This is a genomic window from Bradyrhizobium sp. WSM1743 (genome assembly GCF_000473065.1).
In the GTDB taxonomy this organism is placed as follows: Bacteria; Pseudomonadota; Alphaproteobacteria; order Rhizobiales; family Xanthobacteraceae; genus Bradyrhizobium.
In genome coordinates this window covers 18,322-41,491 of sequence record NZ_AXAZ01000036.1, presented here as the reverse complement: position 1 = coordinate 41,491, position 23,170 = coordinate 18,322, and the positions used below count along the sequence as shown (strand labels likewise).

Sequence of the window (23,170 nt, the reverse complement as noted above, 5' to 3'; positions counted from 1 at the left end):
ATGCAGCCGCGAAGAATCGACACAGACGTGCTCGACAGTCGAATCGAGGCTTGAACTGCACCTGACGCAGCCCTAGGTTTTGCGCCGCGCGATGTCGCGCTCAATACCTTGGGAGACCCGAATGGCTTGGAAAGCTCCAAAGATCGTGGAAGTGCCGGTCGGCATGGAAATCAACATGTACGCCTGCGCTTCGCGCAAGTAAGACCGACGACCTGCCGCGGCTTCGATGGCGAACGCCGTCGCAGCCGTGGCAGTGTCGGATCTAGGCTCGGCCTCGTTGTGCTCGAGGCTTTGCGATTGACGCGAAGCCGCACGTGCAGAGGCCTTGATCCTCTCCCATCAAAATCTCGACCATGCTCTGCGGCAGTGTGTTACGCTGATGCTCGGTCAGCGCTGTTGCCGCATCGGAGCGGCGTGCGCCTTTGGGGCACTGGATGAGCGGCAGAGCCTGTAAGTTCTGGATAGTGATTGGGTGCGGGATCGCGCTGGTGTCGGCACGCGCCAGCGCCGAAGAAGGCTTTGATACCGAGCATATCTTCGGCTTCATGATCGGCACCGATGTCGGCAATGTCGGCGAGCGCGAATTCCAGACCCAGACGACGGGGCGCTTCGGCAAAGGCGGGGTGGCCTATCGCGCCCTCGAGCACGAGGTCGAGATCGAGGTGGTGCCGCTGCCGAATTTTCGTATCGAGGTCGGCGGCGCCGCCAGCTTGCACGACATCACCGGCGTCCGTGATATCGACGACCGCCGCCAGCTCAACTTCCAGGGCGCCTCGCTCGACCTGCGCTATCGCCTGCTCGATCGCGAGCGCGCGCCGTTCGGCCTCACCATCGCGGCCGAGCTCCACGGCGATCGCATCGACGAGACCAGCGGCGCGAAAGGGCGGATGTATGGCACGGATTTCACGCTGGCCTTCGACCGCGAACTCATCCCGAACTTCGCCATCGGTGCCCTCAACCTGATCTATCAACCGGAATGGGCGCGCTTCGAGATTGGAGGGGTATCCGAGAAGAGCTCCACGATCGGCGCGGCGTTTGCTACCCTGGTGCGCGTCCGGCCCGATGTGCTCCTCGGCGGCGAGATGCGCTATTTCCGGCAGTATGAAGGCATCGGTCTCGGTGAGTTCGCAGGCCAGGCCCTGTTCGTCGGGCCTACGGCCTATTTCCAGCTCTCCGAGCGCTCCCGGCTGACCATGAGCTGGAGCATGCAGGCCTGGGGTCGCCCGGCCGGATCAGGCGGCAATCTCGACCTCGTCAATTTCGAGCGGCATCAGGCGCGACTGGTGTTCGGGGTGAACTTCTAGGCTTGCGCCTCTCGCCGCGATGGCAGTGCACCCTTCCTCCTTGTGGGCCGCTTGTGGGAGAGGGTGGCTTCGCGATAGCGAAGCCGGGTGAGGGTCTCTCTCGGCGAGTCTAACTGCCATTTGGGGCGCCGTCCCTCACCTCCGTTTGAAACTTCCCGCTCCCTGGAACGTAACTCTTCGTGCTAATCTCACCATCGCCCCTTGCGATAGGATCCCGGCATGAACCCGATTGACCTGGTGGTGACTGTGTGTGCGGTGCTCTCGCCTGCGACCTGCGAGGAGCAGCATCTGGTGTTCAACTATTCCGGGTCGCCTCGCCAATGCGTGATGGCCGCGCCGCCCTATATCGCGCAATGGGTCGGCGAGCATCCGAAGTGGCAGGCGGTGCGGTGGCGTTGCGAATATCCGCACACGCATGACAAGGCGTGAGCGGCGGCGCTACTTGGTGCAATCCTTCAAATCCTTATCGGCGATTGAGAACACCGCGTCGGCCCTGATCTCGACGTCGCGGACGATGCACTGCCGCCCATTGGGATAGCTTACCCTGGCATCGTAGCGGCCGGGCTCGACGCCGGTGATGCGCAGCCGCTCGTCGTGGTCGACCTCCTTGTCCTTGTCGTTCAGGGTCTGGTTTGGGCCCCATTCGGTCTTGCCGGCGGGTGAGAGCTGGAAACCGGAAATCGTCTCCGTCGTCAGGTTCCAGAGCCGAATGCCTTTGCCCTTGCTCTGCGCGGCGGCTTCGCCAGCACACACCAACACCGCGATCAACACGAGGCACCCACGCATCACCTCATCCTCCCCAATGCGGCACCGCTATTGCCTGATCAGGCGCTCGCGGTTCTTTGCCTTGTCGAAATTCCTGGCCCGGTCAAGGCCGATCGGCGCAATCAGCCTGGCGGAGGTGAGATCGGCACCGTCGAAATCGGCGTCGATGATGGTCGTGCCGGTCAGGTCGGCGCCGCCGAGCTGAGCGTTCCTGAGCGACGCGCCGGTCAGGTCGGCCGCTTTGAGAGAAGCGAACTCGAGGTCGACGCGCGACAGGTCGGCGTTGCGCGCGTTCAACCGCGCCAGATTGGCAGATCGCAGCACGGCGCGCATCAATCCCATCGACTGGTTGCGCATGTCGGCACCAAGATGCGCATCCGCGATCGACGCGCCGACCAGGCTTGCGCCGCTGAGATCGGCTGTGATGCGCGCACCGGTCAGATCGGCATCGTCGAGGCGAGCGCGTGCCATCTGTGACGCGAACAAATGGGCCCCCTTCAGGCTCGCGCGTGTGAGATCGGCATCCAGCAGCCATGCCTGATCGAGGATAGCTCCGTCGAGCCGGGCGCCAACGAGCTTCGTCTTGTTGAGCCGCGCCGCGCGGAGAATTGCGTTGGTCAGGTCGAGACCGCTGAGATCGAGCCCCGATAACCGCTTGCCGGTCAAATCGGCGGGCGCGCCCGCGCTCGCTTTGGCCAGCGTGGCCTCGACCTCCTGCCGGCTCATCTCGGCTGAGACCATGGCGGGTGACGTCAGATCCAGGTCGCGCATCATGTCCTGCGCGCGCGCAGTCGTCGCGAGCAGAGCGAGGCCAAGCACCGCCAGGGCGATCATTCGCTTCATCAGCAGACTCCGCTGCGGCCCAATCTAGCACGCGCCTCGCGCGGCTGCCTATGACACATCCCGCCCGGCGCGTTCGTCGCCTTGTTCCCCCTGGATGCGCCGCGCAAGCCCAGCCTTGATCGCCGCAATCTCGGCATCGGCGCGCGCCTCGCGCGGGATGGCGATAGGCACCTCGGCGAGAATGCGGGCCGGGCGCGGCGACAGGAAAAACAGTCGATCGCCCAGACGCACTGCGTCGTCCAGGCTATGGGTGACGAGCAGCGTCGTCACGGCCCGGCTTCCGACCAGCGTTGCGATCTCGTCGCGCAAGCGGCCGGCGAGCGCGTCGTCGAGCGAGGCGAGGGGCTCGTCCAGCACCAGGAGATCGGGCTCGACCGCGAAGGCGCGGGCCAGTGCGACGCGGCGGGCAAGGCCGAGCGACAATTCGCCGGGGAAGTGGCTGCGATGCGCTTCCAGCTCCAGGATCCGGAACAGCTCTGACAGCTTCGCGTCGGAAATGTCCGGTGCCGCAAGCCGCACATTCTGCTCGACCGAGCGCCACGGCAGCAGCCGCGGCTCCTGGAACACCATGCCAATCCGCGCCTGCGGCGGCCGCGCGATGCGGCCTGCAAAGTCGTGGTCCAATCCCAGGATGATGCGCAGCATCGTGCTCTTGCCGCAGCCGGACGGGCCGATCAGCACGCCGACCTCGCCGGATTGAAGCGCGAACTTGACCGGCGCCAGCACCTCGTGCGTCCCGCCCGCGGCACTCCTGAAGGTCTTGCCCGATATCTCGACCTCAAGCCGCACGGGGCCGCCACCTGTTTGCGCGGGCTTCGAACGGCTGCACCAGCAAGGTTTCGATGACGAGCACGACGGCGGCGAAGGTCAGCGAATAGGCCAGCAGCCGCGGCGTGTCGAACAGCTGGAAGGCGACGCCGATCTCGAAGCCGACGCCGTTCGGCCGTCCCAGCAGCTCGGCGACCAGAACGATCTTCCACACCAGCGACAGCCCGGAGCGCGCGGAGGCTGCGATATAGGGCGCAAGCTGCGGCAGCACGACATGGCGGAAGGCGCGCCAACGCGGCATCGCGAACACACTCGCCATCTCGTCGAGCGAACGATCCAGCGCACGCGCGCCCTCGCGCAAGGTGACGATGGCGGTCGGCAGCTTGTTGATGGCGATCGCGGCGATCGCCGCTGCCTCGGTGAGGCCGGCCCAGATATAGGCCAGCACGATCACGACCAAGGCTGGCAGATTGAGCAGCAGGATCAGCCAGGGATCGCCGAGCCGGTCGGCGAGCTTGACCCGGCCCATCAGGTAGCCGATCGCGCTGCCGAGCGACATCGCCAGCACGAAGGCGAGTGCGACGCGCGCCAGCGTGGCGCCGAGATGCAGGAACAGCGAGCCGGATGAGGCCTCCGCAATCATGACCTGGAGCACGGCCGGCGGGGAGGGCAGCTTCGCGCCGCCGACGAGGAGCGCGGCAATCCACCAGATCGCGAGGAACAGGGTGAACGAGAGAAGACGCAGCACCTCAGTCTCCAGGGACTGCGTGATAGAACGTGCCGGGATCGAGCTCGGCCGCCGGACCAACGAGATCGCGGCCGCCGATCTCGGCCAGCACGCGGTAAAGCACGCGCGCGTCCTTCTCCTCGTCGTCGACGCTCCGGCGCGGAATGCCATCGCGGTAGCGATCGCGATAGGTCTTGAGCACGGCCGGGTCGGTGGCGCCGGTGAGCGGCGCCACCTTGTCCCAGGCCGCGTCCGAGGTCGCCAGCAGCTCTTTGGCCTTGCGGGTCATCGCGATGAAGCGCGCCACGGCGTCGCGATGGCTCGCGGCCCAGTTCTCGTCGAAGACGTAGCCGACCGCGGCGACGGCACCCTTGGCACCCAGCTTCGGCAAAATGTCCTCGATCCCGGTGAGGCGTCTAAAGCCCTTGGCTTCGAGCTGGGCGCAGAAATTCCAGAAATTAAGGCTCGCATCCATCTCGCCGTCGAGCGCCTTGGCGGCGATCAGGGGCGGCGCGCCATAGACGATGGTTGCTTCCGATTTCAGGTCGACACCGTCCTGTTTCAGTCGCGCCTGGAGCAGCAGCCAGCTCTTGTCGATCGCCCCGCCGGCGACCGCGAGCTTGCGGCCCTTGAGGTCGGCGAGCGTCTTGATCGGCGAGGAGGCCGGCACCATCACCGCGCCAAGTGCACTGGAATAGGGATAGAAGGTGAGCTTGGCGCCCAGCGCACGCTCGCGCGACACCCACAGCCAGTCCGACAGGATGACGTCGGCGCTGCCCGCGCGCATCGCGATCTTGCCGGCCTCGGTGCTCGCGAGCTCGGTGACCTCCAGCGACAGGCCGGCGTCCTTGTCGAGGCCGGCGCTGCGGATTGCGGCCAGCTCCCAGGAGAATGTTCCGGTCTTCTGCACCGCCAGGCGGATGGTATCGGCAGCGCGGGCCGGTGCAGCCAGCGTCAGCGCCAGCGTCAGCGCGAACGCCAATATTCGTCCCAAAACTCTCATCACCTTGTGAGCCGCTTCCTCTGACAGAGTTCTTTTCAGGACAATACGCATAGCATAGCTTTGGTCGCAACCAGCGGGAGGACGCGCATGAAACTGGCCGGGCAGCTACGACCGATTGTCGCCGCATTGGCGGTATTGGCGGTTTCCGCGTGCGTGGCGCGGGCCGAGGAGGCCAATGACTATCCGACCTCAGCGCGCGCGGAATATGTCTATGGCTGCATGAAAGCCAATGGCGAGAGCCGACAGTCGATCGAGCAATGTTCCTGCTCGATCGACGTAGTTGCCTCGATCGTGCCCTACGAGCGCTATGTTACCGCAGAGACCGCGCTCAGCATGTCGCAAGTGCGCGGCAATCTCGGCGTCCAGTTCCGGACCTCGGAGCAGGCGAACGCGGCGGTGACTGAATTGCGCCGCGCGCAGGCGGAAGCCGAGGTGAGGTGTTTTTGATTTACATCGTCATTCCGGGATGGTCCGAAGGACCAGACCCGAAATCTCGAGATTCCGGATTCGATGCTTCGCATCGCTCCGGAATGACGGAGTGACTATTTACGTCCCCGGCTTCTCCACATCCCATTCATTGCGGAACACGTGTCCATCCGTGTCCTTCGCCTCGGCGCGGAAGCGCTTGGCGCCGTTGGAGACATAGGTGAAGCGCAGATTGGGATCTTCCGAGATCGAGATGCCGCCTTCCATCGACAGCACCGGACTGTCGTCCTGCGTCAGCTTGAGCTGGTTGATGAAGAAGGCGGGGATATAGAGCTGCGTGACCTGGTCCATCTGCAGCCCGGAATTATTGGGATGGCCGATCATGATCTGCGCCTCGCGCACGCGGCTCGCCGGTGCCTCCTCGCGTGCGAACTGCCGGTAGCGCATCTGGCCGAGCCGATTCCTGGCTTCCTCGACATTCTTTCCCGCCGGCGCCGAGCAGCCGCCGGAGGCCTTCACATAGACCTTCGAGACATAGAGCTGGCCGTCGCTGAGCTCGGCCACCGCATGCACGTCGGTGTAATTGTTGACGCGCACGCGTGTCGAGATCTCCGTGACATTGGCGTCCGGCCCGAGCTCGAACTTCGCCGCCATTGGCGCGGGATTGCGATCGATCACCAGCGTGATCGAACGGATGCGCCTGCTGTCGCCGGGCGACAGTTTGCTGCGCAAGGTGACCGGCACGATCGCCGCATCCTCGGCGCGATAGGGCATCTCGATGCCGATGACGGCGCTGCCGTCGTTCATCGGACGGTTGCTGAAGATGTCCTGTACCAGCCCCGGCCAGGGATCGTAGGCCTCTTCAGCCCGTGCCGGCATCGCGAAAGCGAGGCCGATCAGGAGGGCGGTGAGAGTGAGGCGGCGTGCGCATCCCGTCATAGTCATGGTCCTGCGGACGATACATCGTTCGGTACAGCCTAGCCCGCCCGCTACTCCCATTCAATTTCTGAGAATGCTGCGGTTGCGTTGCGGGCGTTGTAGTCATCGAATAGCTGCCAATGCGGCCGTTCCGACGCGGCGGCCTTGTCCGTGGCGGCGCGAATCGGCTCGCCGCTCTTGTTCAGTGTGCGGACGTCGGACAGCAGCGTTGACAGGTAGCGCCGTTCATCGGTCAGTGCGGCAGGCCAGTCGCTCACGGGGCCGTGACCCGGAACAACCCGCAGCGCCGGGATTGCCTCAAGCCGTTTCAATGTGTCGAGCCAGCCGCGGATGCTCCCGTCCATGACCGGAATGTGGCCGAGAAAGACGAGGTCGCCCGCAAACAGGGTCCTGGTCGTCTCGTCGTACACGATCAGGTCGTTGTCGCTGTGTCCGGCCGGCCAGGCGCGCAAGGTCAGGCGTCGCGCTCCGAGATCCAGGATCGTCGTGTCCGAAACCAGCAGGGTCGGGGCGATGATCTTGACGGGATCGATCAGCTCGCTGCCCATGATGCGGCGGAAATTATCGAGATAGAACGGCCCGCGCGTGGCAAGCGCCTGCGGCAGCCTACTATGGCCGACGAAGCTCGCTCCCTCCGCAACAAAGGCGGCATTGCCGAAGACATGGTCGGGATGGCCATGGGTGTTGATGACATAGCGGATCGGCTTGGGCGTACGGGCGCGCACCGAGGCCAGCAGCGCCTCGCCTTCGCGAAGGCTGCCGCCGGTGTCGATCACGGCCACGGCCTCATCGCCCACGATGAAACCGACATTGGCGATGTCACCCTCGTTCTCGCGGGTCATCAGGGCGATGGTCCCGGAGTGTACGAAGATTCCAGGTGCGACTTCGCTCACAGGCAATTCGGCCGCCCCTGCGCGTGCTAGCGTCGCGAGTCCCAGGGACAAGGCTGCGATCACGAGAGCGATGCGAGACACTTTTCCGCCTCAGTTCAAAAGGGTTTGTCTCATTGCACTGCAACAAACTAAAGCCAACGCAAAGTTGGCATACATGGCGCATCATGCGTTGCATGGATAACATTCAATCAAAACGAGGAGGAAGCGCGATGATGCAGGCCGGACGACATCGTCGCTGGTTGCTTTCACTGTGGGTCGTGGTCGCATCCTGTGTGTTCGGCGGAGCCGCCAGCGCGCAGACCAACGAGACCGGCGACCTCTCATTCGAGCTGGTTGATCCCAAGGTGCTGCGCGTCTGCGCCGACCCGCGCAATCTGCCGTTCTCCAACGAGAAGGGTGAGGGGTTCGAGAACAAGCTCGCCGAATTCCTGGCGGACAAGCTGCAGAAGAAGCTCGATTACGTTTTCTTCCCGCAGGCCACCGGTTTCGTGCGGATGACGCTGGGTGCGCATCGCTGCGACGTCATCATGGGCTTCCCGCAAGGCGACGATCTCGTGCAGGGCACCAATCCTTATTACCGCACGACCTATGCGCTGGTCGCGAAGACCGGCAGCGGGCTCGAGGACGTCGATACGCTCGAGGATCCGAAGTTGAAGGGTAAGCATGTCGGCATCGTCGCCGGCACGCCGCCGGCGACCAACATGGCGTTGGCCGGCCTGATGGGCGATGCCAAGCCCTATCCGCTGATGATCGACACGCGCTTCGACAATTCGGCGCAGGCGATGATCGACGACCTCGCCGCCGGAAAGATCGACGCCGGCGTGCTGTGGGGGCCGATGGCCGGCTACTATGCGAAGAAGGCCGGGGCTTCGCTGCACGTCACGCCGCTGGTGAAAGAAACCACCGGGCCGAAGCTGGTCTATCGCATCGGCATGGGCGTGCGGCCCGCCGATCAGAACTGGAAGCGGCAGCTCAACAGGCTGATCCAGGAGAACCAGGGCGAGATCAATAAGATCCTGCTCGACTTCGGTGTGCCGCTGCTGGACGAAAGCGATCGGCCGCTCGGCTCGGAGACGGCCAAGAAGACGCCATGACACGGCCTCTTGCCGCTGTCATCGTCGCTGCCCTGCTCGTGGCACCGGCGTTGGCGCAGCAGCAGGAGCCGTTCGAGCCCGAGGGCTATCGCACCGACAATTATCGTGCGCCGGTGCCGACGACGCTCGCCGGCGCGCGCGTGCTCACGACAGAGGAGGCGGAGGCGATCTGGCGCGCGAACAGCGGCACGTTCGTCGACGTGATGCCGCGTCCGCCGAAACCGAAGAACCTGCCTGCAGGCACGGTGTGGCGCGACGCGCCGCGCAGGAACATTCCGGGCAGCATCTGGCTGCCGGACACCGGCTACGGCACGCTGCCACCGGCGATGGACGATTATCTCCAGCGCGGCCTTGCGCAGGCGTCGCGCGGCGACAAGGCCGCGCGGCTCGTCATCTATTGTCTGGCCGACTGCTGGATGTCCTGGAACGCCGCCAAACGCGCATTGGCGTACGGCTACTCCAATGTCGCCTGGTATCCGGACGGCACCGACGGCTGGGAGGGAGCAAAACTTCCGACCGAGGAAGCGCAGCCGAAGCCGCGCCCGGACCAGTAACGATTGGGCGTCGGTGCGCTCCCTCGCCCCGTTCTTACGGGGAGAGGGTTGGGGTGAGGGGCTGCTTCCGCATTTGCGATGTCGGATGAAGGCCCGGAGTTTTCCTCCTCGTCATTGCGAGCGTAGCGAAGCAATCCAGAGTCCCTCCGCGGAAAGATTCTGGATTGCTTCGCTACGCTCGCAATGACGACGTGGGCGGAATGTCGCGTATGTCGACTGACGGACTCCCTCACCCGGAATCCGCGCTTCGCGCGAATTCCGGCCTCTCCCCGCAAGCGGGGAGAGGCGAAGATCCAACCTACGGCTTCTGCTTCTGCAACTTCGTCAGCGTGCCCGTGCCGTTGGTCTCGGTCGCAGAATAGCTCACCCTGTCGCCGGCATGGACGGCGTCGAGCATCGCGCCATCTTTCGCCTTGTACTCCTGGAGCGCGCCGGCGCTGCCTGCGCTGGCGCCGACCGTACCCTTCTGTGTCTGCTGGATCGAGATCGTGCCGTTGAGCCGATCGATCCGCGTGATCATCCCGGTCATATCGTCAGCAAGGACACTGGTTGCGAGCATGCTGAGGGCTGCAGCTCCCGCGAAGATGAATCTTTTTGTTCCCATCGAGGCCTCCCGACGTCTGGAGTTCACTCCGACAAGCCATCCCAGATCGGTTTGGTTCCGGCAGATAGCGCCGCAAATGCTCCGCGCCGATCACGGGAACCCGTCGTGAGCCGTCAGTGTGGCTGCCGCTATTCCATTTCCTGCTGGATCAGGCGCCCGAGCGCGAACAGGCGCTGGTCGATCGTGGTTGGAACCTCGCAGACGAATCGCACCACTTTGTGGCGGTCCTCGAAGATGCGGGTCTTCCAGATCAGCTCGTTGCTGAGCGCCTCGACCTTGGCTTCGTCGCGCGGAGTCGCACCTTGCAGGGCCTGGAGCTGAAGCGTCTCCTCGCGAATCTTGTCGGCAGCCTCGCGCTGCTTGCGGCTGACGCGTTCGAGCCCGTTCATGACCTGGGAGCGCTGCGCATTGAGCGTGTCGAACAGGCCGGCGAACAGCAGCTTTGCGTTGGAGGCCTTGTCCGAGCCGGAGGTGGCCAGAAACTCCTTCACCGACTTCTCGGCTTCCTCGAGCGGCGTCTTGCGAGCCGACAGCTTTGCGACCAGCGCGCCGATCCTGGCGTCGTCCTTCCACTTGTTCTGGACGTCGTCGAGCGGCGGACCGGCCCACACGGCGGCCAGCGAGATCTCCGGCACCTTGGCCTGGGTGCAGGGCCAGTCGGGATAGCGTGGATCGGCCGCGCGCGCCGCCGTGCCGGACAGCGCGATTGCCATGGCAGCCAAAAGCCAAACCTTCATCCTTCGCCTCCCGCAGGCCCGCGTCGCGCCAGCCCGCGCGAGGGATCATAGGCCAAAATCGCGCCGATCATGAAGACGATTGTGCAGATCGCGACCACCGCCAGCGAGATCCAGTTGATCTGGCCATAAAGTGCGAAGCGGATCAGCTCGACTGCATGGGTGAACGGATTGGCCTCGCAGAGATAGTAGAGATAAGGGCTGCCCTCCTGCACCCGCCAGAGCGGGTAGAGCGCGGAGGAGGCGAAGAACATCGGGAAGATCACGAAATTCATCACGCCGGCGAAGTTTTCCAGCTGCTTGATGCCGGAGGAGATCAGCATGCCGAGCGAGCCCAGCATCAGGCCCGACAGGATCAGCGCCGGCAGCACGGTGAGATAGCCCGATGGCGGCGGGGTGATGTCCCAGAACCAGGCGATTAAGAGGAACGCATAGACCTGGAGCAGCGACACCGCGGTGCCCGCGAGCAGCTTGCAGAACAAGAGGAATCCGCGCGGCAGCGGGCTCACCAGCAGCGTGCGCATATTGCCCATCTCGCGGTCATAGACCATCGAGAGCGAGGACTGCATGCCGTTGAAGAGCTGGATCATCGCCATCAGGCCGGGCGCGATATAGACCTCGTAGAGGATGTAGGTCTCGTAAGGCGGGATGATGGAGATGCCGAGCACCTGGCGGAAGCCGGCGGCGAAGATGAACAGCCACACCAGCGGCCGCACCAGCGCCGAGACGAAGCGCTCGCGCTGATGCAGGAAGCGCAGTCCCTCGCGCCAGACGATGCCGGTGAGGCAGGTCATGTACTCCTGGGCCGAGAAGCCGCGCGGCGCCTGGCGCGTGGTGATGCTGCTCATCCGCCGCCTCCCGGCATGGTTTGCGCGCCGGTCAGACGCATGAAGGCGGTGTTGACGTCCTGCGCACCAGCTTCCGCGACGACGCGGGTCATCGGCCCCCGCGCCAGCACCTTGCCCTGGTGCAGCACCACGAGATCGTCACCGGGCAGGATCTCGTCGAACAGATGCGTCGCCCAGAGCACGCCGATGCCTTGCTCGGTGACGAGCTGGCGGACGTGGCTGATGATGTCGGCGCGCGCCTTGACATCCAAGCCGACGGTCGGCTCATCCAGCAACAGCAGCCGCGGCCTGTGTAATAGCGCGCGGGCGATCTCCAGCCGCCGCATCTGCCCGCCCGAGAGGTCGCGCACCTTGCTGCCGGCGCGGTCTGCGAGTCCGATGCGACCGAGCAACTCGGCGCTGCGCGCGGCGGCCTCGCGCCGGCTGATGCCGTGCAACGCGGCGTGATAGAGCAAATTCTGCGTCAGCGACAGGTCGAGATCGAGCGTGCGCGGCTGGAACACGACACCGAGCAGCCGCAGCGCCTCGCCGGGACTCTTGCTGACGTCATGGCCGAAGATGCCGACGCGGCCGGACTGGATGCCGAACAGGCGCGTGATGAGCGAGAACAGCGTGCTCTTGCCGGCACCGTTGAGCCCGAGCAGCGCGGTGAAGCTTGCGGGCTGCACATTGAAAGACACGTCCATCAACGCGCGCCGCGGGCCGTAAGAATGGCTCACGCGGTCGATCGATAGCGCCGGCACGATGACCGGATCCGGTCCTGGTGCCTCGCGTGGTTCGGTGATCGGGGCAGGGCTGGTCATGGCGCGATCGTGATGCCCCAGGGCAGTTCGCCCACCTGAATGGTCTTGATCACCTTTTGCGCGGCGACGTCGATGACTGAAACGTCGTTCGACACGCCGTTGGTGGTGAGCAGGTATTTTTCGTCGGGCGTGAATGCCATATGCCAGACGCGCTGCCCCACCAGGAGATATTTCGTCACCTTGCGCGAGGCGACATCGACCACGGCGATACGATTGGCCGGGCCGAGCGCGACGAAGGCGGTCCTGTCGTCCTTGGTCATGCCGATGCCGACCGGCTGGATCGCTTCTTTCCGCAGGCCCGGAATCTCGAACGTGACCTTGCCGATCACCTCGTGCTTCCTGGGATCGATGATGGAGACGGTACCGCCGATCTCGGAGGACACCCATACCTCCGAAGAATCGTGCTTGAACTCGGCAAAGCGCGGGCGTGCATCGACCAGCACGTTGGCGACGATCTGGCGCGATGATGTGTCGATGAAATGCGCCATATTGGTGGTTTCGGACGTGTTGATCAGCGTCTTGCCGTCGGGGCTGATGGTCATGCCCTCGGGCTCGACGCCGACCTGGATGTCGCCGAGGCGGGCGCGCTTCTCAAGGTCGATCACGGTGACCGTGTTGTCGTTCTCGTTGGCGACATAGAGGATCTTGCCGGCGGCATCCTGGGCGAATAATTCGGGGTCGGGACCGGAGGGCAGGCTGTCGACCACGCTTTGCGTCTTGGCGTCGATCACCTGGATGGTGTCGTCGTCACCGACCGCGACCATCACGAACTTGCCGTCGCGCGTGAACTCGATGCCGCGCGGGCGCTGGCCGACCTTGATGGTCTTGGTCACGGTCCAGTTGTCGGTGTCGATCACCGACACCGTGTTGCTTTTCTCGTTCGAGACATAGGCGATGAACGCATGCGCGGGTGCCGCGACGAGCGTCAGTGTGGCAAACAGCGATAGGCGCAACGTCAACTTGCGCAAGGGACGTTGCTCTGCGATGCGCTGAAACTGCTGGCTGGCTTGTTTCACCTCCCCCGCTTGCGGGGGAGGTCGCATCGCATCGAGAGATGCGATGCGGGAGAGGGCTCGCTCCTCTTGGGGAGTCTTCTTCGTGAAGACACCCTCTCCCCGACCCTCCCCCGCAAGCGGGGGAGGGGGCGCAGCGACGTCGTGGCGGCAGCTCGCATTCATCTCGCAATGCTCACTTCAACTTGCATTTGCTCTCCGGACGATCATAGCCGAGTGTGTCGAGCTCGGAGACCTGATGCAGGAACCCTTCCTGCGGCGACACCGACACCACCATGCGGCCGTCGACCAGCAGGATCGGCTGGCGCAGTTGCAGATTCCAGTCGCGCAGCGTCAGCCGCGTGCCCTTGAAGGCGGCGACCGAGAAGTCCGGGCCCTTGATGAAATCGGTGACCTTCTTGACGTCGCCGGAATTGGTGCGCGAGGTGGCTTCACCGATCATGCGCACCGCGGTCCAGGCCTGCATGTCGAGCGGGGTCATGCGCCGCGAATTCAGCTTGATGAAGCGGTTCTGCATCTGGATCGCGCCCCACTGGTCCTGCGATGCGTCCCAGCTGCGTGGCACCAGGCCGGCCGAGCCCGCGACCGGGCGCGGATCCCAGGTGCGATAGGGCAGGTACGCGCCGAACACCTCGCTCTCGTCGGCGGCAACCAGCACGTCATAGGCGGGCGCCTGTTGCGTGAACACCGGCATCTGCCGCTGGATCTGCGTGACGCCCGAGTCGGTGCGGCGCGCGCCGCCTTTGTCTTCGAACGTGCGCTCCTGCACGATCTTGGCGCCGAACCGCGCCGCGGTGCGCCTGATAGCATCGGCGAACAGCTTGTCCTCGTCATGCGAGCCGACCACGAGCAGCCAGCGCGACCACTTCTTCCACACCAGGTATTGGCCGAGCGCATCCGCCAGCATCGTGCGGGTCGGGGCGGTGTGGATGACGTTGGCGCGGCAATCGGCCTCGCGCAGCCGCTCGTCGATCGCGCCGGCGTTGAACAGCAGCGTGCCGCGATCGCGCAGGGCGTCGGCAACCTTCAAGAGCGCATCGGCTGGCAGGTCGGCGATGATGAAGCCGTTCTTCTCGGCGAGCGCGGTCGCAGCCTGCACCACGTCCTCACCTTCCTTGATGCGACGCTCCTCCAGCGTAAAGCGCTGGCCCGTGAATTTCCCGGTGGTGTTGTTGTCCTCGATGGCGAGGCGGGCGCCGGCGACGCCATCATTCTCCGCGGGTTGCTCGACCAGCGACAGCGTCGATCGGGTAGCGGCGACGCCGAGATAGCCGACGCCGATCAGGGCAGGCTCGGCCGCGAGCGCGCTCGTCGCGGCAAGACCAAAGCCGATCAGGCCGGCCAACCATCGGATCATGTTTCCTCCAGACGATCTCCCCGGCTTGACCGCCGGTGAAGAATTGTCTCTGTTTCAAGCATGACCAATTTGTCAGGGCATGCAACCCCGCATTTCGTCCTCGCGGCGAGAGGAGGCGGAATCACGATCATGCGAGCATTGATATGCCTCGCCGCTTTGTTGTTGACGGGTTCGGTCGCGCTCGCCGATCCGCCCAAACTCGCAGTGTTCGATTTCGAACTGATCGACACCAGCCTGCCCGGCGAGTTCTACGGCTCCAAGCCGGAAGAGGCGCGGCTCGTGCGCATCAGCGAGCAGCTGCGCAAGGAATTGGCGGATTCAGGCCGGTTCCAGGTGCTCGACATCGCTCCGGTACGGGATGCCGCCCGTCACGCAAACTTACAGGCCTGCGGCGGCTGCGACCTCAAGCTCGCGGGGCAGCTCGGTGCCGATTTGGAGATCACCGGCCTCGTGCAAAAGGTCTCGAACCTGATCGTCAATCTCAACATCTATTTGCGCGACGTGAAGACCGGCAACATGATCGCGGCCGCCAGCGCCGACATGCGCGGCAACACGGATGAATCCTGGACGCGCACGATGAGCTATCTCATCCGCAATCGTTTGCTGGCGCCAAATTACGGGCGGCCGGAGTAGGGACGCTTACCCTCCCCTGGAGGGGGAGGGTCGCAGCGCATGAAGCGCAGCGGAATGCGATGCGGGGTGGGGTGATCCCTCCACGCGGGCACCGCTTGATTGGAGAGACTGTCACCCCACACCGCTCGCGCTGCGCGCGATCGACCCTCTCCAGGGGAGGGTAAGATCACGCCGTCAATCTTGCCGCGTGCCAGTGCAGGTGATCGCTCATGAAGGTCGAGATGAAATAATAGCTGTGGTCGTAGCCCGCGTGCCGCCGCAGCGTCAGCGGGATGCCCGCCTTGGCGCAGGCGGCTTCCAGCAGCTCCGGCTTGAGCTGTTCCTTCAGGAAATTGTCGGCCTCGCCGACGTCGACCAGGAAGCCGGAGAATTTTGCGCCGTCCTCGATCAGCGCCACCGTGTCGTGGTTGCGCCAGGCGTCCTTGTTCGGCCCGAGATAGCCGGTCAGCGCCTTGATGCCCCAGGGCACGAGCGAGGGCGCCACGATCGGTGCAAACGCACTGGCTGCGCGAAAACGGTGCGGATTGCGCAGCGCCACCGTCAGCGCGCCGTGGCCGCCCATCGAGTGCCCCATCACCGATTGCCGCTTGGCATCGACCGGAAAGTTCTCCGCCACGAGCTTGGGCAATTCGTCGGTGACATAGCTCCACATGCGATAGTTGCGCGCAAACGGCTCTTGCGTCGCGTCGACATAGAAGCCGGCGCCGAGACCAAAATCATAGGCGTTGTTGGCATCACCCGGCACGTCGGGCCCGCGCGGTGAGGTGTCGGGCGCGACGAAGATCAGGCCGAGCTCGGCGCAGGCCTTGCGGAATTCGCCCTTCTCGGTGACGTTGGCATGCGTGCAGGTGAGCCCGGAGAGGTACCAGACCACGGGCAGCTTGGCGCCGTCCGCATGTGGCGGAACATAGACCGAGAACACCATATCGGTTCCGGTCGCCTGGCTCGCATGGCGATACACGCCCTGCACGCCGCCGTAGGATTTGTTCGTCGACACAGTCTGAATCGTCATGCCCTAGAGCTCCGTGGCATCTCACCACATCAAGATTGCAACGCTTGTGTGACCGAATTTGTGGCGTCGTCAGGCGACGCCACTGTCGATCGCCAGCCGCACCAGCTCGACCGAGGTCTTCACCCCGAGCTTCTGGCGCATGATCGACGAGGTATTGGCCACCGTCTTGTAGGACGATTGCACCAGCCACGCGATCTCGGACAGGCTCTTGCCGGCGCTGAGCAGCCGCAGGATCTCCATTTCGCGCGCATTCAGCTTCGACAGCGGGCTTTGCGCCAGCGCGGGTCCGGCAAAGGCGATGCTGCGCGCAATCGCCGTCGGAAGGTAGGTCCCGCCGCCCGCGACGGCGCGGATCGCCTCGACGAGATCGTCGGGATCGCCGGTCTTGGAGACGTAACCCTTCGCGCCGCACTCGATCGCGCGCGCGGCGAAAGCGGGGTCGTCGTTCATGCTGAACATGATGATGCGGGCCTCGGGCGCGCGCTCGAGGATGCGGCGTGCGAGCTCGAAGCCGGAGACGGTCGGCAGGTTGATGTCGATGATGCAGAGGTCGGGGCGCTCGACAATGAAGACGCTCTCGCCGTCTTCGGCGTCGGCGGCCTCCAAAATCTCGATCTCGCCTTCGTCGGCCAACACGGCACGGCAGCCGGAGGCGACGATGGGATGATCGTCGACGATCAGAATGCGCATAGGCGTTCCCCGCGACAGCGCCGGCCTGTTGTCGCGTCGCATGATACTGAACAGGAGCGCCACGCGCCCTCATGTCGCCTCATGCAACCCGGCCGGGATTGCTGTACGCTTCCGATTAGATATCGGGCGCTTCGTCTCTGTCAACGTCATCGGACAGGCGCGGGCATCCTTCGCGAGGCACAGGCGATACCAATGTGGCAAAATTTATCCTTGCGCGGACGCATCAACCTCTTGCTGGCGCTGCTGCTGGCGCTGGGGCTTGCCGTCAACATCGGCCGGCAGATCGCGGAAGCCGGGCCGCGCGTGCAGGCCGAGGACCAGAGCGTGATCCGCCTTGCCCGAGAGTTCATCGAGATGATCGTGGCGGACCTGAACGAGGCGCCCGACCCGGATGCCAGGCTCAACCAGATCGCCCGCGATCTCAGCCGCCTGCGCCATGTCAGCATCGCGCTTCGGGACGCCGGAGGCCATTCGCTGACGCCGCCCCGGCTTGACGTCGACGCCGACACGCGCGGCCCGCCGGCCTGGTTCGTCAGCCTGGTGCATCCCGAGCAGACCGCGGTCAACGTGCCAGTCTCAATCCGCGGCAAGCCCGGCTCACTCGTAATCACCTCGCATCCCGACGACGAGATCGCCGAGATCTGGGACGGCATCGTGACCCAGCTTGAGGTCGGCTCGGTGATCGCGCTCGCGCTGTTCTTCTTGATGATGAATGTGGTCGGCCGGGCGCTGGCACCGCTCCAGTCGCTGGCGGAGGCAATGGGGAAGCTCGAAGGCGGACATTACGAGGCCCGTGTCGCGCCGGGCGGCGCACCGGAACTCGCCGCGATCTGCACCAAGCTCAACCACCTTGCCGCGACGCTTCATGAGGCGGTCGAGGACAAGCGGCGCCTGGCCGAGCGTGCGGTGTCGCTTCAGGACATCGAGCGCAAGGAGATCGCGCGCGAGCTCCATGACGAGTTCGGACCCTACTTGTTCTCGCTGCGCGCGCATGCGAGTGCGCTGGCGAAGCAGGCGGACGGGCGCGCGCCGAGTGCGGATGCCGTGCGAAAACATGGCAGCGCCATGCTGGAGCAGATCAATGCACTCCAGCAGTTCAATCGCCGCGTGCTGGAGCGCCTTCGGCCCGTGGGCCTTGCCGAGCTCGGCCTGAGCCAGGCGCTCGAATCCCTCTCGCGCCTGTGGCGGGAGTCGCATCCCGACGTCGCGATCGAGACCGTGATCTCGCCGGCGCTGGGCCCAACCGGCGAGACCGCCGATCTCACCATCTATCGTATCGTTCAGGAGGCGCTCACCAATGTATTCCGCCACGCCGGCGCGACCTCCGTCAATGTCGTCATCGAGCCGGTGGAGCAGGCATCGGGCGATGGTCGCGGCTGCGCCCGGGTGCGGGTCAGCGACAACGGCCGCGGCATGGAGCCGGGCCAGAAGCTCGGCTTCGGCCTTGTCGGGATGCGCGAGCGGATCCTGGCGCTGGGCGGCACGCTCAATGTCGTCTCCGGTGACGGTGGTTTGACCGTCGAGGCGCTGATTCCGACGGCGGCCGCCTGACCGCACCCGCAGCGATCGGGAAAAATTCCCGATCTGGTCGGGAAAATGGGTGCGGATAGGACCCGACCTTTTGTGGCTGGCGCGCGAACAGTCCCTGATTACACTCCTCTCGACCAAACGGCGAAAATCAAAACAGCCGGTGGTGACGGATGGGAAGGCAGGGATGGGCGGGCGTCTTCGGTTCAAGCGTCGTTTGTTGATGGCTTCGGTTTCGACCGGGCTGGTTCTCGCCAGCCCCGCCGAGGCCGCGCAGGACGAAGAAACCAACGTTCAGAACCTGCCGCCGGTCGAGGTCACTGCGCCGCCCCCTTCAACAGCGAGGCGTACCGCGGCGCCGCGACCTGTCGCGCGCGTCGGGGCGCCGTCGTCCGCCAGCCCGAGGACACGCATCTACGTCTATCCGACCTCGCCGGGCACGGGCAGGGGTCTCGATGTCGACAAGGTCGCATCGGCGATCAATGCCGTCGATGCCAACCAGATCAGGCGCACCGGCTCGCTGAACGTGACGGATGCGCTGCGCGACAACATCGCCGGCGTCAATATCAGCGAGGTCACCGGCAATCCGTTCACACCTGATGTCGAGTTCCGCGGGTTTGTCGCCTCCCCCGTGACCGGCACGCCGCAAGGACTCGCGGTGTATCAGAACGGCGTCCGCATCAACGAGGCATTCTCGGACGCCGTCAATTGGGACCTGATCCCCACCGCCGCGATCAGGTCGGTGACGCTGGTGACCAACAACCCGGCCTTCGGCCTCAACGCGCTGGGCGGCGCGCTCAACCTGCAAATGAAGGACGGCTTCACCTATCAGGGTGCGGAGCTCGACGTGATGGGCGGCTCGTTCGGCCGCATCCAGGGCTCAGCGCAATGGGGCAAGCAGGTCGACAAGAACTACGCCGTCTATGCCGCGCTCGAAGGATTGCGCGACAACGGCTTCCGCAATTTTTCCCAATCGACGGTGCGGCGCTTCTACGGCGATGTCGGCTACAAGGCCGGCGACAGCGAATTCCACGCCAATATGGGCGTGGCCAAGAACGATTTCGGTGCCAGCGCCACCGTACCGGCCGAGCTCCTCGACAAATATTGGGGTGCGACCTACACGACGCCGCAGACCACCTCCAATCGCGTCGGCTATCTCAATCTGACCGGCAAGGTCGATGCGACGCCGACCTGGACGCTCGAAGGCACCGCTCGTGTGCGCAGGTACGAGCAGAAGGTGGTCGACGGCAATCCGACCGACGTGCAGGAGTGCGTCGATCCGGCGCTGCTCTGCTTTGGCAATGACACCACGGCCGCCAACGGCGGCAATGGAGTGCAGCTTGCCAATCCCTTTGCTCCGGGCACCATCCTCGGCGAGATCGACCGGGGCTCGATCCGTTCGACCACGTTGGGCGTGTCGGGGCAGGCCACCAACACCGATCAACTGTTCGGTCACGACAATCGTTTCGTGATGGGCGCAACCTACGACGCCAGTGTCACGCGTTACAACGCGACCGCCGAGATCGGCTCGATCGGAGAGAACTACGTCGTCAGCGGCAGCGGCGTTTTCCTGGGCGCGACCCCCACGGCAGACCCCGTTGCCGGCCCCGTCTCGCTGCGGACCGTCAACCAATATAACGGCCTCTATGCGATGGACACGTTCAACGTCACGGATGCTTTCGCCATTACCGGCGGCGGCCGCTTCAACGTGGCGCGGATCTCGCTGGAAGACCAGCTCGGGACCGCGCTCAACGGCGATCACACATTCACCCGCTTCAATCCGGTCATCGGCGGCACCTACAAGATCACGCCGGAGCTGACCGCCTATGCCGGCTATTCCGAGGCCAACCGCGTTCCGACGCCGCTCGAGCTCGGGTGCTCCGATCCAGCGAGGCCCTGCCTGCTCGCGGCGTTCCTGGTCGCGGATCCGCCGTTGAAGCAGGTCGTCTCCAAGACCGTGGAAGCGGGCCTGCGCGGCACCAAGGAGCTGAACATCGGCACGCTCGGTTGGAAGGTCGGCGGCTTCCGCGCCACCAATTATGACGACATCGTCGCGGTGCCTGCCGTCGGGCGGACAGGCTTTGGCTATTTCTCCAATGTCGGCCGGACCCGCCGGCAGGGCCTCGAGGCCGAGGTCAACATCAAGTCGCCCACGCTGCAGTTCCAGGCGAGCTACGCCTTCGTCGACGCGCGCTTTCTTGACCCGCTCGAGCTCGGCTCCGAAAGCCCGTTCGCCGATCCCGCCACCGACACCATCCAGGTCAGGCCCGGCAACCAGATCCCCGCGATCCCGCGCCACCGCGTCAAGGTCGGCGTCGATTACGCCGTGACCGACGTCTGGAAGGTCGGCGGCAACGCGCTGTTCGTCTCCAGCCAATATCTGGTCGGTGATGAGTCCAACCAGTTCGCGAAGCTGCCGTCCTATACCGTGTTCAATCTCCACACCTCCTACCAGGTGACGAAGAACATCCAGCTCTACGGCCGCGTCGACAATGTCTTCGACAAGCGCTACGCGACCTACGGACAGTTCTTCGATCGCGATGCCTTGCCCAACTTCGCCAACGGCGGCAATGACTTCATCGATCCGCGCTCGCTGAGCCCGGCAAGGCCCCGCGCATTCTATGCGGGGATGCGCGTGACGTTCTAGCCCGCTCGAAAAGCGTCAACAGATCGCGCGGAGAGTGAGCATGAGATCATGCTCTAACAACCGGTTGAAGCAGCGACGCTGATTCATCTAGATCTCATCGCGCTCTAGATCAGTCCGAGGCCGCCATCGACTGCGAGAACCTGTCCCGTGACCCATCGTGAGGCCGGGCTCGCAAACTGCACAATCCAATCCGCGATTTCGTCGGGATCGCCGCGTCGGGCGAGCGGGATTTTTCCGCGCTCCTCCTGCTTGACGGCTTCAGCCTGCTCTGCGGACAGCCCCATCATCCCGGTCAAGGCACCGGATTCCGTGGGCCCGGCGGCGATGGCATTCACCTTTATTCCCAGCGGTGCGAGCTCGAGCGCCCAGCACCGGGTCAGGTGTTCAAGGGCTGCCTTGCTGGCGGCGTAATGGGATAGTCCGGCCGCCGGTCGGTGACCATAAGTCGAGGAGATGTTGATGATGACGCCCTGCGTCGCTTTCAAGTGAGGAAGCGCGGTGGAGGCCAGCAGGCTCGGACCGAGAACATTGACGGAAAAGATGTCGACAATCCGGTTGGGTGACACATCCGACAACGGAAGGATGGCGCCTGCGCCAGCGTTGTTGACGAGCGCATCTACCCGGCCCCAGCGGTCGACCGCCTCCGCGATGGTCCGTCTGGCATCCTCGGCAGAGCTGCTGTCCGCAACCAGGCCCATGATGTTCTTGTGCTCGGCGATCGTTTGCTCGACGGGACCGGCGCGACGGCCGGTGATGAGCACCTTGTCGCCCCTGCTGGCGAAACGGAGTGCAGCCGCCCGGCCGATGCCGGAACTGCCACCCGTTATGATTACGACTTTCTCGTTCTGCATTTCCGTTCGTCCTGTTTTGTCGTGAAGTTCGAGGTGCTCGAGACCGCGCTCTCACCACGACTTCGTCGGTTTCTTGGTTGCGCGAGATTCGGTTGAGGCGCGCGCTCATCACTGCCATGAGCGCGCTCCGAGTTTGACCTGACCAAACCGTCAGTAGTCCCAGAATACCGGTACCCAGCGGAAGGCGTCGCCATCGATCGCGACCCGTCCGACCGACGGGAACGGCAGGTGCGTGGCCACCAGCATCTCGCCGGTCTCGGCAAGCTCCCGCAGAAGACGGATACGAACGCGCGCGGCCTCTTCGGGATCGTGCTCGAATCCGTTGTGCCAGTCGGGCTGGTCGAACCCGACGGCGAACACGGCGTCGCCGGCAAACGTCAGCGCCTCGCCGCCGGATGCGATGCGAACCACGCTGTGTCCGGGAGTGTGGCCGCCGGTGCGACGTGCGACGACGCCCGGCGCGACCTCGTGCTCCTCGTCGAAGGGCATGAGCTGACTGCCATACGCTTTCACGAACTGCTTGGCGGTCGCCCGCAGCGCATCGGGGAAGCCCTGCGGCATGTTGGTGTGCGTGAAATCGGGCGCCTCCCAGAATTTGACCTCGGCGGCTGCGACGTGGATGCGCAGGTCCTTACGCAGTCGTTCCTTCACACCGTCGACGAGCAGTCCGCCGATGTGGTCCATGTGCATGTGGGTCAGCACGAGATCGGTGACGGACGCAAGGTCGATGCCGGCAGCCTCCAGTCGCTTGATCAACTGCCCGGCCCGCGGCAGGTGCAGATCTGGATCGGAGCCTAGCCCAGCGTCGATGAGAATGGTCTTGTCGCCGCTGCGGACCATCACCGCATTCAACGCCCAATCGAAGGCATCCGGCGGCAGGAACATCTCGCGCAGCCAGCTCGCCCGGTCGGCCGGTGCGGCGTTGTGGCCCAACATGGTGGTCGGCAGCGGCAGCACGCCGTCGCTGACCACCAGCACGTCGATCTCTCCGACCTTCAGCGCGTAGCGCGAGGGCACGAGCTCTTCGGGTTTCGATGTGCCGAGATGCGGAGTGTTGTGTACGTTCATGTTTGTCTCCTGTTTCATAGCAGAGGCTGCTGGCTTGTTTTGGTGGAGCCGGCCGCGCAGCCAGGGA

Annotated in this window: 26 protein-coding genes; 9 read left to right on the top strand and 17 right to left on the bottom strand. The window is 64.6% G+C overall.

What is annotated here, in order from left to right; all coding sequences use genetic code 11:
• Positions 1 to 121 precede the first annotated feature (121 nt).
• From pqqA to YU9_RS0121270, 3 genes are all read left to right on the top strand, one after another.
• Entirely contained in the window at positions 122 to 202 is an 81-nt protein-coding gene (gene pqqA / locus YU9_RS42125; protein ID WP_008562446.1) for a pyrroloquinoline quinone precursor peptide PqqA, read from the top strand.
• 232 nt (positions 203 to 434) lie between these two features.
• Positions 435 to 1,304, top strand: coding sequence for a hypothetical protein (locus tag YU9_RS0121275; protein WP_051380461.1), 870 nt, complete (start codon positions 435 to 437; stop codon positions 1,302 to 1,304).
• A gap of 219 nt (positions 1,305 to 1,523) precedes the next feature.
• Positions 1,524 to 1,733 carry a hypothetical protein gene (locus tag YU9_RS0121270; RefSeq protein ID WP_027574616.1) on the top strand — a complete coding sequence of 70 codons (210 nt, stop codon included), beginning with the start codon at positions 1,524 to 1,526 and terminating at the stop codon, positions 1,731 to 1,733.
• 9 nt (positions 1,734 to 1,742) lie between these two features.
• Here the strand turns inward: YU9_RS0121270 and YU9_RS0121265 are convergent, their stop codons facing one another.
• From YU9_RS0121265 to YU9_RS0121245, 5 genes are read right to left on the bottom strand one after another with little or no spacing between them, the layout of a single operon-like run.
• Positions 1,743 to 2,090 carry a hypothetical protein gene (locus YU9_RS0121265; RefSeq protein ID WP_027574615.1) on the bottom strand — a complete coding sequence of 116 codons (348 nt, stop codon included), beginning with the start codon at positions 2,088 to 2,090 and terminating at the stop codon, positions 1,743 to 1,745.
• Between the two features lie 27 nt (positions 2,091 to 2,117).
• The gene (locus tag YU9_RS0121260; RefSeq protein WP_198028280.1) at positions 2,118 to 2,903 is read right to left on the bottom strand and encodes a pentapeptide repeat-containing protein; all 786 of its coding nucleotides are present in this window, start codon (positions 2,901 to 2,903) and stop codon (positions 2,118 to 2,120) included.
• Positions 2,904 to 2,960: 57 nt separating this feature from the next.
• Complete coding sequence (locus YU9_RS0121255) at positions 2,961 to 3,701, bottom strand: ABC transporter ATP-binding protein (protein WP_027574613.1); 741 nt, start codon at positions 3,699 to 3,701, stop codon at positions 2,961 to 2,963.
• Positions 3,691 to 4,428 carry an ABC transporter permease gene (locus YU9_RS0121250; RefSeq protein WP_027574612.1) on the bottom strand — a complete coding sequence of 246 codons (738 nt, stop codon included), beginning with the start codon at positions 4,426 to 4,428 and terminating at the stop codon, positions 3,691 to 3,693. The genes YU9_RS0121255 and YU9_RS0121250 overlap by 11 nt, the downstream gene beginning before the upstream one ends.
• A 1-nt stretch (position 4,429) precedes the next feature.
• Positions 4,430 to 5,410: an ABC transporter substrate-binding protein gene (locus tag YU9_RS0121245; RefSeq protein ID WP_036017722.1), complete on the bottom strand. Its 981-nt coding sequence runs from the start codon at positions 5,408 to 5,410 to the stop codon at positions 4,430 to 4,432.
• A gap of 87 nt (positions 5,411 to 5,497) precedes the next feature.
• On the opposite strand from YU9_RS0121245, the gene YU9_RS0121240 reads away from it, so the two are divergent.
• Positions 5,498 to 5,857 (top strand): hypothetical protein, encoded by a 360-nt coding sequence (locus YU9_RS0121240; RefSeq protein ID WP_027574610.1) that lies wholly within the window; start codon positions 5,498 to 5,500, stop codon positions 5,855 to 5,857.
• 99 nt (positions 5,858 to 5,956) lie between these two features.
• Here YU9_RS0121240 and YU9_RS0121235 read toward each other — a convergent pair whose 3' ends face one another.
• On the bottom strand, positions 5,957 to 6,775 hold the full coding sequence (locus tag YU9_RS0121235; protein WP_027574609.1) for a quinoprotein dehydrogenase-associated SoxYZ-like carrier: 819 nt from the start codon (positions 6,773 to 6,775) through the stop codon (positions 5,957 to 5,959).
• A gap of 50 nt (positions 6,776 to 6,825) precedes the next feature.
• Positions 6,826 to 7,749, bottom strand: coding sequence for a quinoprotein relay system zinc metallohydrolase 2 (locus tag YU9_RS0121230; protein ID WP_027574608.1), 924 nt, complete (start codon positions 7,747 to 7,749; stop codon positions 6,826 to 6,828).
• Between the two features lie 128 nt (positions 7,750 to 7,877).
• On the opposite strand from YU9_RS0121230, the gene YU9_RS0121225 reads away from it, so the two are divergent.
• Positions 7,878 to 8,762, top strand: a complete 885-nt coding sequence (locus tag YU9_RS0121225; protein WP_027574607.1) for a substrate-binding domain-containing protein — start codon at positions 7,878 to 7,880, stop codon at positions 8,760 to 8,762.
• A complete protein-coding gene (locus YU9_RS0121220; protein WP_027574606.1) occupies positions 8,759 to 9,316 on the top strand; it encodes a PQQ-dependent catabolism-associated CXXCW motif protein in 558 nt (185 codons plus the stop codon). Before YU9_RS0121225 ends, YU9_RS0121220 begins: the two co-directional genes overlap by 4 nt.
• Before the next feature lie 298 nt (positions 9,317 to 9,614).
• Here YU9_RS0121220 and YU9_RS0121215 read toward each other — a convergent pair whose 3' ends face one another.
• From YU9_RS0121215 to YU9_RS0121190, 6 genes are all read right to left on the bottom strand, one after another.
• Positions 9,615 to 9,920, bottom strand: coding sequence for a copper-binding protein (locus YU9_RS0121215; RefSeq protein ID WP_027574605.1), 306 nt, complete (start codon positions 9,918 to 9,920; stop codon positions 9,615 to 9,617).
• A gap of 128 nt (positions 9,921 to 10,048) precedes the next feature.
• Entirely contained in the window at positions 10,049 to 10,657 is a 609-nt protein-coding gene (locus tag YU9_RS0121210; RefSeq protein WP_027574604.1) for a hypothetical protein, read from the bottom strand.
• Entirely contained in the window at positions 10,654 to 11,502 is an 849-nt protein-coding gene (locus YU9_RS0121205) for an ABC transporter permease (RefSeq protein WP_027574603.1), read from the bottom strand. The genes YU9_RS0121210 and YU9_RS0121205 overlap by 4 nt, the downstream gene beginning before the upstream one ends.
• Complete coding sequence (locus YU9_RS0121200; protein WP_027574602.1) at positions 11,499 to 12,305, bottom strand: ABC transporter ATP-binding protein; 807 nt, start codon at positions 12,303 to 12,305, stop codon at positions 11,499 to 11,501. The genes YU9_RS0121205 and YU9_RS0121200 overlap by 4 nt, the downstream gene beginning before the upstream one ends.
• Positions 12,302 to 13,321, bottom strand: coding sequence for a YVTN family beta-propeller repeat protein (locus tag YU9_RS0121195; protein WP_371259178.1), 1,020 nt, complete (start codon positions 13,319 to 13,321; stop codon positions 12,302 to 12,304). The genes YU9_RS0121200 and YU9_RS0121195 overlap by 4 nt, the downstream gene beginning before the upstream one ends.
• 172 nt (positions 13,322 to 13,493) lie before the next feature.
• A complete protein-coding gene (locus tag YU9_RS0121190; RefSeq protein WP_027574600.1) occupies positions 13,494 to 14,675 on the bottom strand; it encodes an ABC transporter substrate-binding protein in 1,182 nt (393 codons plus the stop codon).
• A gap of 60 nt (positions 14,676 to 14,735) precedes the next feature.
• On the opposite strand from YU9_RS0121190, the gene YU9_RS0121185 reads away from it, so the two are divergent.
• A complete protein-coding gene (locus YU9_RS0121185) occupies positions 14,736 to 15,308 on the top strand; it encodes a DUF3280 domain-containing protein (protein ID WP_027574599.1) in 573 nt (190 codons plus the stop codon).
• 166 nt (positions 15,309 to 15,474) lie between these two features.
• On the opposite strand, the gene fghA is transcribed toward YU9_RS0121185, so the two are convergent.
• Together fghA and YU9_RS0121175 are read right to left on the bottom strand one after the other, a co-directional pair.
• The gene (fghA, locus tag YU9_RS0121180; protein ID WP_027574598.1) at positions 15,475 to 16,320 is read right to left on the bottom strand and encodes an S-formylglutathione hydrolase; all 846 of its coding nucleotides are present in this window, start codon (positions 16,318 to 16,320) and stop codon (positions 15,475 to 15,477) included.
• A 69-nt stretch (positions 16,321 to 16,389) separates the two neighbouring features.
• Complete coding sequence (locus tag YU9_RS0121175; protein WP_027574597.1) at positions 16,390 to 17,010, bottom strand: response regulator transcription factor; 621 nt, start codon at positions 17,008 to 17,010, stop codon at positions 16,390 to 16,392.
• Positions 17,011 to 17,202: 192 nt separating this feature from the next.
• Between YU9_RS0121175 and YU9_RS0121170 the strand changes: the two genes are divergently transcribed.
• Entirely contained in the window at positions 17,203 to 18,561 is a 1,359-nt protein-coding gene (locus YU9_RS0121170) for a histidine kinase (protein ID WP_027574596.1), read from the top strand.
• 163 nt (positions 18,562 to 18,724) lie between these two features.
• Entirely contained in the window at positions 18,725 to 21,184 is a 2,460-nt protein-coding gene (locus YU9_RS0121165; RefSeq protein WP_027574595.1) for a TonB-dependent receptor, read from the top strand.
• Between the two features lie 104 nt (positions 21,185 to 21,288).
• Here the strand turns inward: YU9_RS0121165 and YU9_RS0121160 are convergent, their stop codons facing one another.
• Positions 21,289 to 22,035: an SDR family NAD(P)-dependent oxidoreductase gene (locus YU9_RS0121160; protein WP_027574594.1), complete on the bottom strand. Its 747-nt coding sequence runs from the start codon at positions 22,033 to 22,035 to the stop codon at positions 21,289 to 21,291.
• Between the two features lie 150 nt (positions 22,036 to 22,185).
• Positions 22,186 to 23,103 carry an MBL fold metallo-hydrolase gene (locus YU9_RS0121155; RefSeq protein ID WP_027574593.1) on the bottom strand — a complete coding sequence of 306 codons (918 nt, stop codon included), beginning with the start codon at positions 23,101 to 23,103 and terminating at the stop codon, positions 22,186 to 22,188.
• Positions 23,104 to 23,170: the final 67 nt, after the last annotated feature.

Coding starts and splice junctions, on each gene's coding strand:
- pqqA (WP_008562446.1), top strand. CDS start 122: ATGGCTTGGAAAGCTCCAAAGATCGTGGAAGTGCCGGTCGGCATGGAA.
- YU9_RS0121275 (WP_051380461.1), top strand. CDS start 435: ATGAGCGGCAGAGCCTGTAAGTTCTGGATAGTGATTGGGTGCGGGATC.
- YU9_RS0121270 (WP_027574616.1), top strand. CDS start 1,524: ATGAACCCGATTGACCTGGTGGTGACTGTGTGTGCGGTGCTCTCGCCT.
- YU9_RS0121265 (WP_027574615.1), bottom strand. CDS start 2,090: ATGCGTGGGTGCCTCGTGTTGATCGCGGTGTTGGTGTGTGCTGGCGAA.
- YU9_RS0121260 (WP_198028280.1), bottom strand. CDS start 2,903: ATGATCGCCCTGGCGGTGCTTGGCCTCGCTCTGCTCGCGACGACTGCG.
- YU9_RS0121245 (WP_036017722.1), bottom strand. CDS start 5,410: ATGAGAGTTTTGGGACGAATATTGGCGTTCGCGCTGACGCTGGCGCTG.
- YU9_RS0121240 (WP_027574610.1), top strand. CDS start 5,498: ATGAAACTGGCCGGGCAGCTACGACCGATTGTCGCCGCATTGGCGGTA.
- YU9_RS0121235 (WP_027574609.1), bottom strand. CDS start 6,775: ATGACGGGATGCGCACGCCGCCTCACTCTCACCGCCCTCCTGATCGGC.
- YU9_RS0121225 (WP_027574607.1), top strand. CDS start 7,878: ATGATGCAGGCCGGACGACATCGTCGCTGGTTGCTTTCACTGTGGGTC.
- YU9_RS0121220 (WP_027574606.1), top strand. CDS start 8,759: ATGACACGGCCTCTTGCCGCTGTCATCGTCGCTGCCCTGCTCGTGGCA.
- YU9_RS0121215 (WP_027574605.1), bottom strand. CDS start 9,920: ATGGGAACAAAAAGATTCATCTTCGCGGGAGCTGCAGCCCTCAGCATG.
- YU9_RS0121210 (WP_027574604.1), bottom strand. CDS start 10,657: ATGAAGGTTTGGCTTTTGGCTGCCATGGCAATCGCGCTGTCCGGCACG.
- YU9_RS0121205 (WP_027574603.1), bottom strand. CDS start 11,502: ATGAGCAGCATCACCACGCGCCAGGCGCCGCGCGGCTTCTCGGCCCAG.
- YU9_RS0121200 (WP_027574602.1), bottom strand. CDS start 12,305: ATGACCAGCCCTGCCCCGATCACCGAACCACGCGAGGCACCAGGACCG.
- YU9_RS0121190 (WP_027574600.1), bottom strand. CDS start 14,675: ATGATCCGATGGTTGGCCGGCCTGATCGGCTTTGGTCTTGCCGCGACG.
- YU9_RS0121185 (WP_027574599.1), top strand. CDS start 14,736: ATGACCAATTTGTCAGGGCATGCAACCCCGCATTTCGTCCTCGCGGCG.
- fghA (WP_027574598.1), bottom strand. CDS start 16,320: ATGACGATTCAGACTGTGTCGACGAACAAATCCTACGGCGGCGTGCAG.
- YU9_RS0121175 (WP_027574597.1), bottom strand. CDS start 17,010: ATGCGCATTCTGATCGTCGACGATCATCCCATCGTCGCCTCCGGCTGC.
- YU9_RS0121170 (WP_027574596.1), top strand. CDS start 17,203: ATGTGGCAAAATTTATCCTTGCGCGGACGCATCAACCTCTTGCTGGCG.
- YU9_RS0121165 (WP_027574595.1), top strand. CDS start 18,725: ATGGGCGGGCGTCTTCGGTTCAAGCGTCGTTTGTTGATGGCTTCGGTT.
- YU9_RS0121160 (WP_027574594.1), bottom strand. CDS start 22,035: ATGCAGAACGAGAAAGTCGTAATCATAACGGGTGGCAGTTCCGGCATC.
- YU9_RS0121155 (WP_027574593.1), bottom strand. CDS start 23,103: ATGAACGTACACAACACTCCGCATCTCGGCACATCGAAACCCGAAGAG.